At 57.3% G+C, this 16,296-nt stretch carries 11 protein-coding genes; 7 read left to right on the top strand and 4 right to left on the bottom strand.

What is annotated here, in order from left to right; translation table 11 throughout:
- The first annotated feature begins 66 nt into the window (after nucleotides 1-66).
- The 3 genes from ACOYXE_RS06405 (at nucleotide 67) to ACOYXE_RS06395 (ending at nucleotide 1,907) form a co-directional block, all read left to right on the top strand.
- Nucleotides 67-600, top strand: a complete 534-nt coding sequence (locus tag ACOYXE_RS06405) for a tetratricopeptide repeat protein (protein WP_160058113.1) — start codon at nucleotides 67-69, stop codon at nucleotides 598-600.
- A 63-nt stretch (nucleotides 601-663) separates the two neighbouring features.
- The gene (locus ACOYXE_RS06400; protein ID WP_405124204.1) at nucleotides 664-1,146 is read left to right on the top strand and encodes a sigma-70 family RNA polymerase sigma factor; all 483 of its coding nucleotides are present in this window, start codon (nucleotides 664-666) and stop codon (nucleotides 1,144-1,146) included.
- Nucleotides 1,146-1,907 carry an anti-sigma factor gene (locus tag ACOYXE_RS06395; protein ID WP_460928254.1) on the top strand — a complete coding sequence of 254 codons (762 nt, stop codon included), beginning with the start codon at nucleotides 1,146-1,148 and terminating at the stop codon, nucleotides 1,905-1,907. The genes ACOYXE_RS06400 and ACOYXE_RS06395 overlap by 1 nt, the downstream gene beginning before the upstream one ends.
- 118 nt (nucleotides 1,908-2,025) lie before the next feature.
- Here ACOYXE_RS06395 and ACOYXE_RS06390 read toward each other — a convergent pair whose 3' ends face one another.
- Together ACOYXE_RS06390 and ACOYXE_RS06385 are read right to left on the bottom strand one after the other, a co-directional pair.
- On the bottom strand, nucleotides 2,026-3,327 hold the full coding sequence (locus ACOYXE_RS06390) for an ATP-binding protein (RefSeq protein ID WP_460928252.1): 1,302 nt from the start codon (nucleotides 3,325-3,327) through the stop codon (nucleotides 2,026-2,028).
- A 4-nt stretch (nucleotides 3,328-3,331) separates the two neighbouring features.
- Nucleotides 3,332-4,033 carry a response regulator gene (locus ACOYXE_RS06385; RefSeq protein ID WP_007912171.1) on the bottom strand — a complete coding sequence of 234 codons (702 nt, stop codon included), beginning with the start codon at nucleotides 4,031-4,033 and terminating at the stop codon, nucleotides 3,332-3,334.
- A 266-nt stretch (nucleotides 4,034-4,299) separates the two neighbouring features.
- Between ACOYXE_RS06385 and ACOYXE_RS06380 the strand changes: the two genes are divergently transcribed.
- From ACOYXE_RS06380 to ACOYXE_RS06370, 3 genes are all read left to right on the top strand, one after another.
- Nucleotides 4,300-5,457 carry an efflux RND transporter periplasmic adaptor subunit gene (locus ACOYXE_RS06380; RefSeq protein ID WP_460928250.1) on the top strand — a complete coding sequence of 386 codons (1,158 nt, stop codon included), beginning with the start codon at nucleotides 4,300-4,302 and terminating at the stop codon, nucleotides 5,455-5,457.
- A gap of 15 nt (nucleotides 5,458-5,472) precedes the next feature.
- Complete coding sequence (locus tag ACOYXE_RS06375) at nucleotides 5,473-8,571, top strand: efflux RND transporter permease subunit (protein ID WP_160058120.1); 3,099 nt, start codon at nucleotides 5,473-5,475, stop codon at nucleotides 8,569-8,571.
- Nucleotides 8,572-8,712: 141 nt separating this feature from the next.
- A complete protein-coding gene (locus ACOYXE_RS06370; RefSeq protein WP_016984456.1) occupies nucleotides 8,713-9,354 on the top strand; it encodes a DUF1345 domain-containing protein in 642 nt (213 codons plus the stop codon).
- 63 nt (nucleotides 9,355-9,417) lie between these two features.
- Here the strand turns inward: ACOYXE_RS06370 and ACOYXE_RS06365 are convergent, their stop codons facing one another.
- Nucleotides 9,418-11,958 (bottom strand): autotransporter outer membrane beta-barrel domain-containing protein, encoded by a 2,541-nt coding sequence (locus ACOYXE_RS06365; protein WP_460928247.1) that lies wholly within the window; start codon nucleotides 11,956-11,958, stop codon nucleotides 9,418-9,420.
- 182 nt (nucleotides 11,959-12,140) lie between these two features.
- The gene (locus tag ACOYXE_RS06360) at nucleotides 12,141-14,990 is read right to left on the bottom strand and encodes an Ig-like domain repeat protein (protein WP_460928245.1); all 2,850 of its coding nucleotides are present in this window, start codon (nucleotides 14,988-14,990) and stop codon (nucleotides 12,141-12,143) included.
- 230 nt (nucleotides 14,991-15,220) lie between these two features.
- On the opposite strand from ACOYXE_RS06360, the gene ACOYXE_RS06355 reads away from it, so the two are divergent.
- The gene (locus tag ACOYXE_RS06355; protein WP_460928243.1) at nucleotides 15,221-16,249 is read left to right on the top strand and encodes a LacI family DNA-binding transcriptional regulator; all 1,029 of its coding nucleotides are present in this window, start codon (nucleotides 15,221-15,223) and stop codon (nucleotides 16,247-16,249) included.
- Nucleotides 16,250-16,296: the final 47 nt, after the last annotated feature.

The raw sequence follows: 16,296 nt of genomic DNA, 5'->3' as shown, positions 1-16,296 counted from the left end.
AGCAATGAATAAAAATTCACGCTGTGGTGTTCAAAGTGAAACATAACCCCCTGTGGAGCCTTGCCCATGACTATCCGTTCCGTTATGTTCGCCGCCCCGTTGTTACTGGCCGCCGCGATGTCCAGCCAATTGGCCTTCGCCAACGGTGATGAAGAAGCTCCGGTACAGAAACCCGAATGCCCGAAAGGCCAGGTCTGGGACAGCAAAACGCAGAAGTGCGTGATGCAAGTCAGCAAAGCACTTTCAGATGCCGACCGTACCGATTATGCCTATCGCCTCGCCAAGGTCGGTCGCTACGAAGAAGCCCTGGCGCTGCTCGATACGCTCAAGCAACCGAAAACCGCCAAGGCCCTCAACTATCGCGGTTATGCCACGCGCAAACTGGGGCGCACTGATGAGGGCATCGGTTATTACCTGCAATCGGTGAAGCTTGATCCGCAGTATGCGCAAGTGCGCGAATACCTCGGCGAGGCCTATGTGATCAAGGGTCGCGTCGATCTGGCGCAGGAACAGTTGCAGCAGATCCAATCGATTTGCGGTACGTCCTGCGAGGAATACCAGGATCTGGCCGAAGCCATCAACGATTCATCGAAAACCTGAGCACTTATAAGGGCCGCCATCATCGTCAACGATCAGGCATTCAGAGCAGAACTCGGACAGCATCTGGCGCGATTGTGGCGCTACGGTTTGCTGCTGTCGCGCAATCGGCATTTGGCCGAGGATCTGGTGCAGGCCACGTGTGTGCGAGCGCTGGAGCGCGCCGGTCAATACGCCGCCGGCACGCGCATGGATCGCTGGTTATTGAGCATTCTGCATTCGATCTGGCTCAATGAAGTGCGCGCTCGACGCGTGCGTCAGGGTGCGGGTCAGGTCGATGCCGATGGGCAGCTGGCGTTCGATGGGGAGTATGCGGCGCAGACTCACGTGATGGCCGCGCAGGTGATTCGTCGCGTTGATGCCTTGCCGGAAACCCAGCGTGAAACCGTGTATCTGGCCTATGTCGAAGGCTTGTCTTACCGCGAAGTCGCCGAGATCCTGCAAGTGCCGATCGGCACGGTCATGAGTCGTCTGGCCACCGCACGGCTGAAACTCGCCGAATACCCGCCGTTGCAGGCTGTGCCGAAATCCACCGAAGGAGACCGTTGATGAACACACCTTCGGATGAGCAACTGGTCGCCTACCTCGACGGAGAACTTGAACGCGAATATCGCGATCAGCTCGACGATGCGATTGCCGAAGATTCGCTGCTGAGTCTGCGCGTGCAATGGCTCAGTCGCAGCAACCTGCCGTACAAGAACGCCTATGACGAACTGGCGCAACAGGCGCCGCTGGAACGCCTGCAAGCGCGGCTGGATGCGATTCCTTCACCGCAGCGTCCGGGCTTCAACCGACGCTGGTTTATCGGTGGCGCAGCCGCAGCGCTAGTGGCCGGTGGTGTGCTGGCTGACCGCTTGTTCCTCGGTTGGCATGCCGCGCAATCGAACAACTGGCGCGCACTGGTGGGCGATTACATGGCGCTGTACGTGCCGCAGACGCTTGATCATCTGGCCACGGACGACGCCTCCCAACGCGCGCAACTGCGCACGATTGACGCACGCCTTGGCCTGAGCCTTTCGCCAGCCACTTTGAAGCTACCGGGTGCCGAATTCAAACGGGCACAAATGCTTGAGTACGACGGCGTGCCGATTGCACAGATTGTTTATCTGGATGCGAAACACGGGCCACTGGCGCTGTGTGTGACCCGCTCGAACAGCGGAAGTCAGCCGCTGGCCCATGAGCGTCGGCATGAGATGAATGTGGTGTATTGGACTGAACGTGAGCATGCGTGGATGTTGATTGGCCGTAATTCGTCGGCGGAGCTGGAGCAGCATGCGGAACTGCTGCGCGCGCAACTGCTGAAAGTGTAAGAAAGCTGTAGGCCTGCGCCGTCTCTAAATCGCGGACAACCAGCGCTAAGATGGCGACTGATTCGGCGCCTTCGCGAGCAGGCTCGCTCCCACAGGTATATGTGTAGAGGCATGAAGCTCAGGCGGTAGTGGGCAGCCACAACCGGAAGCGCGCACCACCCAACGGCGAAGACTCAACCGTCAACGTCCCACCCTGCGCTTCCAGTGCCCGACGGCTGATCGCCAGACCAAGACCAAACCCGCCCGTAGCCCGATCCCGACTGCGATCAAGCCGATAAAACGGTTCGAAAATCCGCTCACGTTCGTCATCGGGAATGCCGATGCCGTCGTCATCGACCCAGATCTCGCAGCCCTCGGCATTGACCTGCACGCCAATCTGAATGCGCTTCTCGCAATAGCGCATGGCGTTGCGCAGCAGGTTCTGGATCGCGCGCGCGGTCAGGCGCGGATCGAGCGAGAAGCGTTCGAGCTGGCCGTGCAGCAAGACATCGATGACGATTTCCGGTGATTCCAGTTCTTCATCGACACTGCCCAGAATGCTGTCGATGAACTCGTCCAGCGACACCTCGACCTGTTCCGGCAGTTGCGCCGGATTCTGCAAACGGCTGTAAGAAAGCAACTCCAGCACCAGCTCATCCAGCTCGCGAATGTGCGCGACCAGCCCCAGCAAACGCTCGCGGCTGGCGGTCGGCAAGTCATCGGACAGCGCCAGCGCCAGGCCAAAGTCCAGACGCGTCAACGGCGTGCGCAGTTCATGGGACACGGCGTTAAGCAGATCACGTTGTTGGTTGAGCAGGTTTTCGATGTCGCCGGCCATGGTGTCGAAGACATTGGCAAGGCTGCCGATGTTAGAGCTTGGGGCGATTTCCGTACGCTCGCTCAAATGGCCCTTGCCGAAGCGTTCGGCGGTGCCTTTGAGGCGTTCCAGATCACGCCAGTGCGGGCGCAGCCACATCAGCAGACAGGCGAGCAGGCTCGCGCCGATCAGCACGTTGATGCTCCAGTACAACAGATTGACGTCCAGCGGATCCGGCGGCACAACCATTTGCACGGCGGTGGTGTCGTCCAGCGGCGTTACCGCCAGCGTGCGCCAGCCCCAATCGCCGATACGCACAACGTTTTCACCGCGACGCAGGCGCTCCTGCTCGATAGCGGTGAAATCGGCATCGTCGATGCGCGCCAGGACGATGTGCAGCGGCTGGAAATCCTTGTCCATCGACGCCGCCAGCGCCGGCCACTGCTCATGCGGCACCGCATGAAACTGGCGGGTGATCAACGATTGCAGTCCGCGCGAATAGTCGAGGTTATAAGTAACGAAGCGATCCCTGAACGCCATGACCACCAGATCTGGCACCAGGTAAATCGCCGCGCTATACGAGATGATCGTCACCAGATAAAGGCGAAACAGGATGCGAAACATCAGCTCAGCATTCCCACTCGGAACGGCTGAACAGATAGCCCTTGCCCCACACGGTCTTGATCTTGCGCGCCTCGCCGGCGTGGTCGTCGAACTTGCGGCGCAGCTTGGAAATCGCCACGTCCACCGAGCGGTCGGTGCCGTTGAATTCGATACCGCGCAGGCGCTGCAGAATCTGGTCGCGGCTCAACACTTCGCCGGCGTGTCGGGCCAGCACCACCAGCAGGTTGTATTCGCCGCTGGACAGTTCGACCGGTTGATCACGCCAGGTCACGGTGCGTTCAGACAGATCGATACACAGATTGCCCATGAGGATGCGGTCATTGGCGGTCAGCGGTTCGCCCAGGCTGCTGCGGCGCAACAGCGTGCGTACCCGCGCCAGCAACACCCGTGGCTCGCACGGTTTGGTGACGTAATCGTCGGCGCCCATTTCCAAGCCCAGCACTTGATCGTGGCTGTCATCGCGGGCGGTGAGCATCAGGATTGGCAGCGTCGCCGAATCGGCGCGCAATAAACGGCAGACTTGCAGGCCATCAAGGCCCGGCAGCATCAGGTCGAGGATCACCAGATCGGGCGGATTGACCCGCGCTCGTTCACGCACGTGGTCGCCACGGCCGATCACGCTGACGGAATAACCGTTGCGCTCCAGGTAGCTGGAGATCAGTTCGGCGAGGGCGGTGTCGTCTTCGACCAGGAGGATGTTGGGCATGGGGTGATCCAGAAAGTGCTGTGGCGACTGATAAGGCCCATTCGCGAGCAGGCTCCCTCCCACACTTGGAATGCGATTCCTTGTGGGAGCGAGCCTGCTCGCGAAAGCTATTTATCTGTCGCAATAAATTTCAAGACCTGAAGGATATACGCCCTCGCCCGTCCCTGAGCAAAACCCTTACACAATTTCACACAGCGCCTACAAAGCTTCACCGCTAATCTCGGCGTCTGCCCGTAGGATGCGGGCATCAATATTGGGGGTTGTACATGTCGAACAAACTGCTGGCCGGGCTCGGCCTGATCGCGATGGCGCTGACACTGAGCGCCTGTGATTCATCCTCGAAGGCAGAGGATCAGGCGCCACCGGCCACGGTGCGTATCGAGACGATCGAAGCGCATCCCCTGACGATCAGCAGCGAACTCAGCGGCCGCATCGCCGCGCCCCGCATCGCCGAAGTGCGCGCACGGGTGGCCGGTGTGGTCTTGCAGCGCACCTTCCGTGAAGGCAGCGACGTGAAAAAGGGCGACGTGCTGTTCCGCATCGACCCGGCGCCGTTCAAGGCTGACCTCGACAGCGCCGAAGCCGCGCTGCGCAAGGCCGAAGCCAATGCGTTCCAGGCAAAACTGCAAGAGCAGCGTTACGCCCAGTTGATCGACGACCAAGCCATCAGCGGCCAGGACTACGACAACGCCCGTGCGAACGCCCGGCAGACTGCCGCTGACGTTGCGGCCAACAAGGCTGCCGTCGAACGCGCCAAGCTCAACCTTGGTTACGCCACCGTCACCGCGCCGATTTCCGGCCGTATCGGTCGTGCACTGGTGACCGAAGGCGCACTGGTCGGCCAGAACGAAACCACGCCACTGGCACTGATCCAGCAGCTCAATCCGATTCACGCCGACCTCACCCAGTCGACCCGTGAACTCAACGAACTGCGCCGCGCGTTTCGCTCCGGGCAGTTGCAGGAAGTCGGCCAGGATCAGGTCAAAGCCACGCTGATTCAGGATGACGGCAGCCTGTATCCGTTGCCGGGCAAGCTGCTGTTCAGCGACATCACCGTCGACCCGGGCACCGGCCAGATCATCCTGCGCAGCGAATTCCCCAATCCGGACCTCGATTTGTTGCCGGGCAGTTTCATCCGCGTGCGTCTGGAGCAGGCAACCATCCAGAACGGCATCACCGTGCCGCAACGGGCCGTGCAGCGTGACAGCGCCGGTATTGCCCAGGTGCTGACCGTTGATGAGCAAATGCGCGTCGCCGAGCAACCGGTGCAACTCGGCGCGGTGCAGAACAATCGCTGGATCGTTACCGGCGGCCTCAAGCCCGGCGACCGTATCGTCATCGAAGGCCTGCAACACGCCCGTCCCGGCGAAAAAGTGCAGATCGACGACACCCCTCTTCCACTTGCCCAGACCTCTGGTCAGTAAGCAGGACGCTTTTCTATGCCGCAGTTCTTTATCGACCGTCCGGTGTTTGCCTGGGTCGTCGCGCTGTTCATCCTGTTGGCCGGTGCGCTGGCCATCCCGCAGTTGCCGGTGGCGCAATACCCCGATGTCGCCCCGCCGCAGATCGAAATCTACGCCGTGTATCCCGGCGCCTCGGCGCAGACCGTCGATGAAAGCGTGGTCAGCCTGATCGAGGAAGAGCTCAACGGCGCCGATCACCTGCTGTACTTCGAGTCGCAGAGCAGCCTCGGCAGCGCGACGATCAAAGCCACGTTCCAGCCGGGCACCAACCCGGAACTGGCGCAGGTTGACGTGCAAAACCGCCTTAAGGTGGTCGAGTCGCGCCTGCCGCAAGCAGTGAACCAGCAAGGTTTGCAGGTCGAAAAAGTCTCGTCCGGTTTCCTCTTGCTGATCACCCTGACGTCCAGTGACGGCAAGCTCGATGACGTGGCGCTCAGCGATTATCTGGCGCGTAACGTGATGAACGAGATAAAGCGTCTGGATGGCGTCGGCAAGGCACAGTTGTATGGCGCTGAGCGGGCCATGCGCATCTGGATCGATCCACAGAAACTGATCGCGTTCAACCTGACTCCGGCTGACGTCAATGAAGCCATTGTGGCGCAGAACGCCCAGGTGTCTGCCGGCAGCATCGGCGATCTGCCGAATCCGTCCAGTCAGGAAATCACCGCGACCATTCTGGTGAAGGGGCAGTTGTCGACGCCGCAAGAGTTCGCCGACATCGTGCTCAAGGCCAATCGCGACGGTTCAACTGTGCGCATCGGCGATGTCGCACGCGTGGAAATCGGCAGTCAGGAATACCAGTTCGGCACGCGTCTCAACGGCAAGCCGTCGACCGCTGTCGGCGTGCAACTGTCGCCGGGGGCCAACGCGCTGAACACCGCGACGCTGGTGCGGGCGAAGATGGATGAGCTGGCGCGCTACTTCCCGGCGGGCGTGGAATACAAGATCCCGTACGACACTTCGCCGTTCGTCAAAGTCTCGATCACCAAAGTGGTTTACACCTTGGGCGAAGCGATGCTGCTGGTGTTCGCGGTGATGTTCCTGTTTCTGCAGAACGTGCGTTACACGCTGATCCCGACACTGGTGGTGCCGGTGGCGTTGATGGGTACGTTCGCGACCATGCTCGCGCTGGGTTTCTCGATCAACGTGCTGACCATGTTCGGCATGGTGCTGGCCATCGGTATTCTGGTGGACGACGCCATCGTGGTGGTGGAGAACGTCGAACGGATCATGGCCACCGAAGGCCTGTCGCCCAAGGAAGCCACGCGCAAAGCCATGACGCAGATTACCGGTGCGATCATCGGCATCACGCTGGTGCTGGTGGCGGTGTTCATTCCGATGGCGTTCATGCAAGGTTCGGTCGGGGTGATTTACCAGCAGTTCTCGCTGTCGATGGCCACGTCCATTCTGTTTTCGGCGTTCCTCGCCCTGACCCTGACACCAGCACTTTGCGCGACGCTGCTCAAGCCGATTGCCAAAGGTGAGCATCATGAAAAGTCCGGGTTCTTCGGCTGGTTCAACCGCCGCTTCGAGCGCCTGACCGATCGTTATCAGGGCTGGGTCGGCTATGCGCTGAAACGCAGTGGCCGTTATCTGCTGATTTACGTCGTGTTGCTGGTCGGGCTGGGCCTGTGCTTCGCGCGCCTGCCCTCCTCGTTCCTCCCGGTGGAAGATCAGGGTTACACCATCACTGACATTCAGCTGCCGCCCGGCGCCACCAAGAATCGTACGGTGGCTGTGGCGGAACAGTTCGAAGCGCATAACGCCGGCGAGCCGGGGATCAGCGACAGTGTGGTGATTCTCGGTTTCAGCTTCTCCGGCAGCGGCCAGAACGCAGCGCTGGCGTTTTCTACGCTAAAGGACTGGTCGCAGCGCGGCAGTGATGACTCCGCCAGCTCGATTGCCGATCGCGCCAACATTGCGCTGAGCGAGATCAAGGACGCCATGGCATTCTCGGTACTGCCACCGCCCGTGGATGGCCTCGGCACGTCGAGCGGTTTCGAGTTCCGCTTGCAGGATCGCGGCGGCCTCGGCCATGCGATTTTGATGCAGGCGCGTACTGAGTTGCTGGCTGCCGCCGAAAAAAGCCCGGTGCTGATGAATGTGCGCGAAAGCGCGCTGGCCGAAGCGCCGCAAGTGCAATTGGTGGTCGACCGCAAGCAGGCGAATGCCTTGGGCGTCTCGTTTGCCGACATCGGCAATGTGCTGTCCACCGCCGTCGGTTCCAGCTACATCAACGATTTCCCCAATCAGGGGCGCATGCAGCGTGTTGTCGTGCAAGCCGAAGGCGATCAACGCAGCCAGGTCGCCGATCTGCTGAAAATGCATGTGCGTAACAACGCGGGGCATATGGTGCCGCTGTCGGCGTTCGTGCAGGCCAACTGGATTCAGGGCCCGGCGCAATTGACCCGTTACAACGGCTATCCGGCGATTGCGATTTCCGGCGAACCGTCACCGGGGCACAGTACCGGTGAGGCCATGGCGGAAATCGAACGTCTGGTGGCGCAGGGGCCGAAAGGTCTGGGCCAGGAATGGACAGGGCTGTCGTTGCAGGAACGCTTGTCCGGCAACCAGGCGCCGATCCTGCTTGGGCTGTCGTTGCTGGTGGTGTTCCTGTGTCTGGCGGCGCTGTACGAGAGCTGGTCGATTCCGACCTCGGTGTTGCTGGTAGTGCCGCTGGGTGTGCTCGGCGCGGTGTTGGCCGTGACGTTGCGCGGCATGCCCAACGACGTGTTCTTCAAGGTCGGGCTGATCACCATCATCGGTCTGTCGGCGAAGAATGCGATCCTGATCATCGAGTTCGCCAAGAGCCTGTATGACGAAGGTCACGACCTGATCGACGCGACGTTGCAGGCCGCGCGTTTGCGCCTGCGGCCGATCGTGATGACTTCTTTGGCGTTCATTCTCGGTGTGGTGCCGTTGGCCATCGCCACCGGTGCCAGTTCGGCGAGTCAACAGGCAATCGGCACCGGAGTGATCGGCGGGATGATCACTGCGACGCTGGCGGTGATCTTTGTGCCTGTCTTTTTCGTCGTCGTCATCAAACTCGTCCAACGATTCACCAAACCCCACTGACCCAAACTGTAGGAGCTGCCGAAGGCTGCGATCTTTTGATCTTCTAAAAGCAAAGTCAAAAGATCGCAGCCTTCGGCAGCTCCTACAAAAGCCAGGTGGCGTGCGCTATGGTGCAGAGACAATTCACCAACGTGAGTCCCCATGCGCTTCCTCGCCCGCACCCACCCTCGCCTGTCCGCCGCTGCCCTGTTCGGCCTCGCTACTGGCCTGTTAGCGCCCGCTGATTCCATCGTCAGCAAAATCCTCATCGGCTGGAACGCCGGTGTCTGGACCTACCTGATCCTGATGTTCTGGCTGACCGTGCGCGCCAAGGCCCCGGACGTCAAACGCATCGCTGAAGTCGAAGACGAAAATGCCGGGCTGGTGCTGTTTGTGGTGTGCATTGCCGCGCTGGCCAGTTTGGCAACCATCACCTTCGAACTGGCGGGCAGCAAAGATCTGGAAACCACGCGTAAGCTCATGCATTACGGGTTCACCGCGCTGACGGTGATCGGTTCGTGGCTGCTGATCGGGGTGATTTTCTGCGTGCACTATGCGAGGTTGTATTACACATGGGACGGCAAGGAACCGGCGTTGCGCTTTGCCGAAGGGCTGACCACGCCCAACTACTGGGACTTCTTGTACTTCTCGTTCACCATCGGTGTGGCAGTGCAGACTGCCGATGTCGGGGTGGCAACGCGGGATATCCGTAAAATCGTGCTGGCGCAGTCGTTGATCGGGTTTGTTTTCAACACAGCGATACTCGGATTTTCAATCAATATCGCCGCAGGACTGTTTGGCTGAACAAGCTCCGAACAAAAAAATGCCCTGACACTGTCAGGGCATTTTCAATTCACTGGTAACCGATCAGAAGAAGTAGCTGACTCGCAGGCTACCGCTCCAGTCCTGGCTCACGGTTGTCCCTTTGCTGCCACCGACCTGGCCGGAAACCTGCCATCTACGCTGAGCCGGTGTCCACTTGAGACCTGCGCCATACTCCACAGAGCTGCTGGCACGATCATCATCGAAGCTGTCGTCGTTGACTTTGACCTCGTTGGATTTGACGAACTCGTGATTGAACGCGGTCGACAGGCTTGGTTCCAGCAGACTGCCATTATCCAGCGTGATGACGCGCCCGCCGCGAACACCCACTTTGCCCTGAACAGACCGCATGGTATCGGCTTTGACTTGCAGGCCGTTGTCGAGCCTGTATTCATCGCTTTGCGCAACGCCCGTCGATATCTGCACCTGCGGCTCGACAAAATAATCATCCTTGAGACGCATATGTTTACCGATTGCTGCAGAACCACTTAATCCCAGAGACTTGTAGTCACCCTTCGTGCGGGTGCCGTCGCTCATGGTCACTTTGGCTTTGTTATCGAACTGATTGACTTTGGCCATGAGATTGACGAACACACCGCTGTCGACATCGAAGGTGCTGCCGTAAATACCCGCGTTCACACTGTCGACAATGGCGCTGGAACCGTATTTCAGATCGATGTCTGTTCGACTCGTGCCGACGAATCCACCGAGTACCCATGCACGCCCGGCAATATCGACGACCGTGTCGGCACCACCAGTAATACCGGTCTGATTCTGGGTGTAACCGTCGCCATACGCGTTGTCGACGTTGTACTGGTTACCGTAAGTGCGAACCCAAACGCTTTTGCTCAGTTTCACCGAGCTGTCATCCATGGCGCGCATCGAGGCCTCAGGGCGGATACTGAGACTGCGGTCACCCAACTGATCGCTGAGCATGGTGGCCTCGGCATTCAGGACACTGCGAGCACTGCCCGCCAAGGCCAGCGCGGTGTTACTCGAAGTACTCACGGTTTCCTTGTCCGGATTCAGGTACAGACCCTGACCTTCTTTGGCCAACCGATACACGAACGTACCCGCGTCAACCGTCTCACGTCCTCCCAGCGAAAAACTCGCATCGCCCGCAGCGATATTGCCGACCTTCACAGCTTCGGCCGTGACAGGCGTCGTGCCGGTAGCAGCGATTTGCAGTTGATGTTGCCCAGTGGCGTTGCCGGTGACATTCAGGAAATCGGTTTGCCCGGTAACCAGGTTAGTGCCCATTTCGACGGTGCCGTTACCGGACAGATTCACCACGTTCAATTGCAGGTATTGATCATGGGTGCCCATCCGCACCACACCATTGCTCAATTCCAGTTGCTGCACGGTGCTGTCAGCCGACATCGTCCATTGCGCGCCGCTATTAATGGCGACGCGTGCAGAATCAAAAATCCCACCTTGCAGAACAGCCTGATTGCTTAACTGGATGACGGCCCCTGCCCCAGGCAAAGCGTGCACATCACCGGTAAGGGTGCTGCCATCTACGCTGACATTCGCGACGTTTTGCAGATTGCCGTTCAGCGAAGAACCGTTTGCCAGTTGCACCGAAGCAGGGTTGCCAGTGTCTGCAAGGACATCGCCTGTCATTGACCCTGCGTTGAGATTGACCTGCGCGACGTTTTGCAAGTTACCGTTCAGCGTCGCGCCATTCTTCAAGGTAACGGCTGCCGAACTACCGGACTCGACGACGACATTACCCACAAGGTCGCTACGATCCGCCGAAAAGTTGGCCGCGGCACCGTCATTGACCTCAAGGCTCGTGCCGTTGGCCCCAATCAATCGGCTGCCATTGAGCAAATCGATATTTGCTGTAATCCCGCTCCGGTCCTGGAAGCCAACAACAATCGCGGAACCGGACTTGCCTTCAACGGTAGTGCTGTCCAGTGTCACCGTGGAGGTTCTGGCCCCGTTGATTTCCCGGCCTATCTGCAGACCGTTCAGCCCACCGGTAATCCGACTGTCCACTGCCTTGAGATCGGCATTGGAGATTCGGGCCCCGTAACTCGTTGCACTGGTGCCAGTGATCGATGAACTGGAAAGATTGATCTCGCTGAAGCCTGTCGCGAGAGCGCCGCCGTTTAGCGCGGAAACGGAGCTTGCATTCGTCAGAAAGACTTTCGAACCTATCTGCCCCGATACATTTCTGATCAGGTTCAGCCCGATATCGTCGCTGGTCACTTGAGTGTTCGAAAGGTTGGCAACGCTATCGCTTATCGAGATGGCACGGCCACCTCCAAGAAGGCTTATAGCTGCATTTGTGATATTGAACGTGGAGTTACGCTGGCCCTCGAGCCGCTCAATGTTTGCACCCGTAGCGTTGAACGTTGCCGTGTCGGCGACTACCGCCAGTGTATCTGCACCATTGGAAATGAGCGTGGAGCCTGGCTGTAACGTCCAGCTTTCAGAAGGCAAGGAGTTGTCAATTGTGTGAGTGCTACCACCTGGAACCACGGCACCGTAGACCGGAGCGCCGAAAAGCATCATTGAGGACAGTGCAGGCAAAGCACATCCTTTGACGAATCCATAGGAAAGATATGAGGTATTGGGCATAAATACGGCTCTTACATTGAGTTAAGGGCATTCTCGAGCTGCGGAAGACTACAGGGCCACTTACTCCCTTTATGTAGGATAAGTCTCTATTTGATGATGAAAATTGCTTCGTCACTGCAGGAACAACCACAACCTGACTCGCTAAACAAATAGAAAGCCAGGTTGGGTTATCAGGTCATCGGTTATGCCGGTTCATCACAGAACTTGCTGCTGGTGTTACGTACGTTGACTCTGTATTGACGCTTCGGTGAGTCATAAGTCGTTCCTGCAATCACCGTTGAGTACCATACCTGTATGTAGTTGTAGTCGGCAGGAGTGCCTGGCGGAGTAATCGGCCCTTGCAGGGTTTTCAGATACGTGAGAGTCACATCAAAAACGGTATCTGCCGTTGCGACCGCAGCCGGTTTGGTTTCCGTATGTGGCACACCAATCGGCGTGCTCAGACCTACATCTTCATAGCCGTGAACATGAACAGTTATATCCTGACCCGCAGGCAATGCTGCTTGCCCTTTCTCTACCGCCACTCGCCAGAGATGCGCACCTGCTACTACATCAAGCGCAGGGCAACTGACAACGGGATCTGTCGCATTAAACTCCCGAGCTATGTGCGGACGGAGATTAATCTCCGTTGCTTCAAACCTGACCGTAGTCGGAGTCTTCTGTTCTACGGTAGCGTCAACATCCGGATATTTGATATCACAGTAAGCCGGCCTTGTGCCGATACCATGAAATGCGACTCGGGCAAAAGGCACAGTAATGGAGGTAGAGAGATCTCCAACATCAATAAACTCATCCCCCATAAACTCATTATTGTAATAAAAACTCACGACTGCCTGGCGCTCCAGTGGCTCGCCCAGGTCCAACTCCCATAATTTGAAGGTAAATGTGACAAGCCCATTGAAATCCGCAGGCGTAATATGGTTCAGCTGATCAGTGACCCCCGTCACTTCGACCGGTGGCAAGTTATCATTGACAAGATCCGGAGCTGGAATTAACCCGATCGGCGGATAATCACCATTCAGGTATACCGTAGTCACCTGATTTGAATCTTCCGTGGGGGCACTTCCATCCTTATAGGTATACGTCAGCTTCGCAGGCAGTTCGCCCTTGGTCACACCGTAAACGGCATCGAACACATCATAGGTCAAGTCGAATTCCAGACCACCCGTAGCACCTAACTTCTTGCTGCCCAGGCTTTCGCCTTCCAACTTGACTTCGATGTCCGCGTTCGCCACTGCGTTGGTGGGCCGTCGCAAGATTACCCGGATATTCCGCACCACCGGATTGAAGTGCTTAAGTGTCAACGTAGTACTTAAATCAGTACCCGCGTCCGGCACTTCAAGAGGAAAGAACACCAAAGGCGGTGGCAAACTTACAGACAGCAAACGCCTCGCGGCCGAAAAAACACTAGGATATCCTGCCAGGTCAACAATGTTATTGGCATCCCAAAGTGCTGTAGTGCCAAACGCTCTTAGTTTGTCGGCCGGAATAATCAGTTCATCATTGGCATCCAGCTTACCCGAAATGATTGGGGTGTCTGAGGTAGTAATGGATCTCGGCCCCATATATATATTTTTAACATCATCCGCATGCTTGAAAGCATACGTATCGAGAAACTTGCAACGCAAACCACCCGGATTTGCATTGAACCACGCCGAATCCAGTACGTTACTGGCGGGAGCATTCGTAAAACTCACAGCGGGCACTGTACCCCTGCTATTAGGGGTTTTGGTCGCGTACGGCCCTCGAGTCCGTACTTGAATATCGGTCGGCGCACTCGAATGGTCATCGTTACCATCCGCGTCAAAAATCTTGAATTGAAACTTATAAGGAGTGGGATCCTCCGGAGTGGTGCGTTCAGCAATATTTGCGATAAGCACTCTGAACGTTAAAGGTTGATTGATACCGTCCAGTGATTTGGTTTCACCTGCAACCACCGAACCATCGGGCAGGATCACTTCTATTTGCGCTGTGCCACCGCCGCCTGCGTTCGTCAGACCATCAAGGTCAACTTCGATGTAACCTCTGTCGGCATCTTCCTTTTTAATTCGCGTATTCACCGTAAGATTCTTAACAACTGGCGGTAGAGAGAGAACACCACCTCCGAATTCCACACGTTCAGCATCACCCGTAACTTTTTCTTCGATAGTCATTTCATACACTCCATTATGAGACAAGAAACCGCTACTACTTATCACCCCGTCGTCCTGGGACGACTTTGACGCGCCCGGAATGAGCAGATCAATCTTGACCAAGGCTGGCGATGACTCTCCGACCAGCCGTCCGTTATTAAAAAAACGATATACAACCAAAGCCGAGCCCAGCCCCCCCAGCGGCTGTATATACCGGGCGAACGGGATCGGTGTTTCGAATCCAGTTTTAATATCATTGTCATTAAGAGTTTTTTCAAAGCGACCAAATGCAGCTGCCACTTCGGCACCACTAGCATTCAGACTATTATATACCCGCCATTCTAATTCACCCGCATCAACAGGACGGCTCACTGTCTGAGCGGGAACGAAAACAACACCACCATTATTTATTTGAGTTTTGGAAAGGTTCCAATACCCATTTAGCGTGGCATCTAGAAACTCCGCCTCGGCAAGTTCCTGAACCGGTACCTGGGTATGATCAATCGTCAGCTGTCTACGCGGTGCGCGATCCGGATTTCCATCAAAGTCAGTCAATTCATAGTAAATCTCGGCCACTCCATCCTTGCTCAGCAGTGCAGGGCTCAAGACAACTTCTATTTCTTCAATAGCAACGGGAACATAATAAGCGTCATGAATTTTCGTGGTAATACGATCCTGTTCAAAAAAAACAACTAAATGATCAGGCCTGGCTGGATCGATGGAATACTCTTTCCATCTTGGTATTCGAGCAATGGTGCCGTTGGTCAGTTTTTCAAGAGGGATATAGCCTGCTGGGTCAGCAGGATCCACACCATCGACTTCAATAATCACCGCCAGCACATTTTTATCCGCAGAGACGGTTGATTTTGCAGGCAATAAATTTGATTTGATGCTGCTCATGGCAAGTGCCCGCGTTGTTTTATGAACAGGCTTCAAAGATTTGAATTGTTACCCTTTGAGAAAATTAGACGCCTAATACAACTCCTTGCCTACTGTCAGATCTGACAGGTTAGGCGACCGCTGGTCGGAAAAGTCAGTATTTTCCGCGGTACCTAGCGCCTTACTACTTGACACGACCAAACAAATCACTATCGTCTGAAACCGGTTTCACACAATAAGAAGACGATGCCTTGAACACTTTTTCCATTGCCCAGCGCGCCCGTATCACCATGCTGGACGTCGCCAATCATGCCGGGGTCTCCAAGGCCAGTGTCTCGCGCTTTATCGGCGATGATCGCGCCCTGCTCTCCGACGCCATTGCCCTGCGCATCGAACAGGCCATCAGCGAACTTGGCTACCGCCCCAACCAAATGGCTCGCGGCCTGAAGCGCGGGCGCACACGCCTGATCGGCATGCTGGTGGCCGATATCCGTAACCCTTATTCGATTGCCGTGATGCACGGGGTGGAAACCGCCTGCCGTGCGCACGGCTACAGCCTGGTGGTGTGCAACACCGACCGCGATGACGAGCAGGAACGCCAGCACCTGGCGCTGCTGCGTTCGTACAACATCGAAGGGCTGATCGTGAACACCCTGGGCCATCACCGTGACGAATTGCACGAGTTGCGCCGCGAGATGCCGATGGTGCTGGTGGATCGCAAGGTCGACGGGCTAGACAGCGACATGGTCGGGCTCAACAACCCACTGGCTGTAGAGATGGCGCTCACGCATCTGGAGCAGCGTGGTTATCGGGATCTGGTACTGGTGACTGAACCCTATGACGGCACCAGTTCAAGGATCGAGCGGGTCAGCAGTTTTCAGGCGCGGATCGCGCAGTGCTCGGGATTGACCGGTGCGGTGCTGGAAACCGGCGATGATCTGAGCGCGCAACTTCAAACCTTTTTAAACACACCCGCTGCCGGGCCGAAGGCGTTGCTTTGCGCCAATGGTGTGGCAGCGCTGACGGCGACAACTGCGTTGCGCCAGATTGGCTGCCGGCTGTTTGAGGATGTCGGGCTGATTGCCCTGGATGATCTGGATTGGTATCCGTTGGTGGGCAGCGGGATTACCGCGCTGGCTCAGCCGACGCAGGAGATTGGTGCGCGGGCGTTTGAGTGTTTGCTCAAGCGCTTGCGTGGGGATGGCGAGGCGGCGCGGGTGGTGGATTTTGCGCCGATGCTGGTTGAGCGTGGGTCGACCATTGGGATTTCAGGTGTTTGAGCTGACGCCTTCGCGAGCAGGCTCGCTCCCGCAGGTTGATCGCATTC

The sequence above is a fragment of the Pseudomonas sp. MC6 genome (assembly GCF_054790575.1).
Note: the sequence above shows the minus strand (reverse complement) of the source record. Positions and strands in the feature narration are given on the sequence as shown.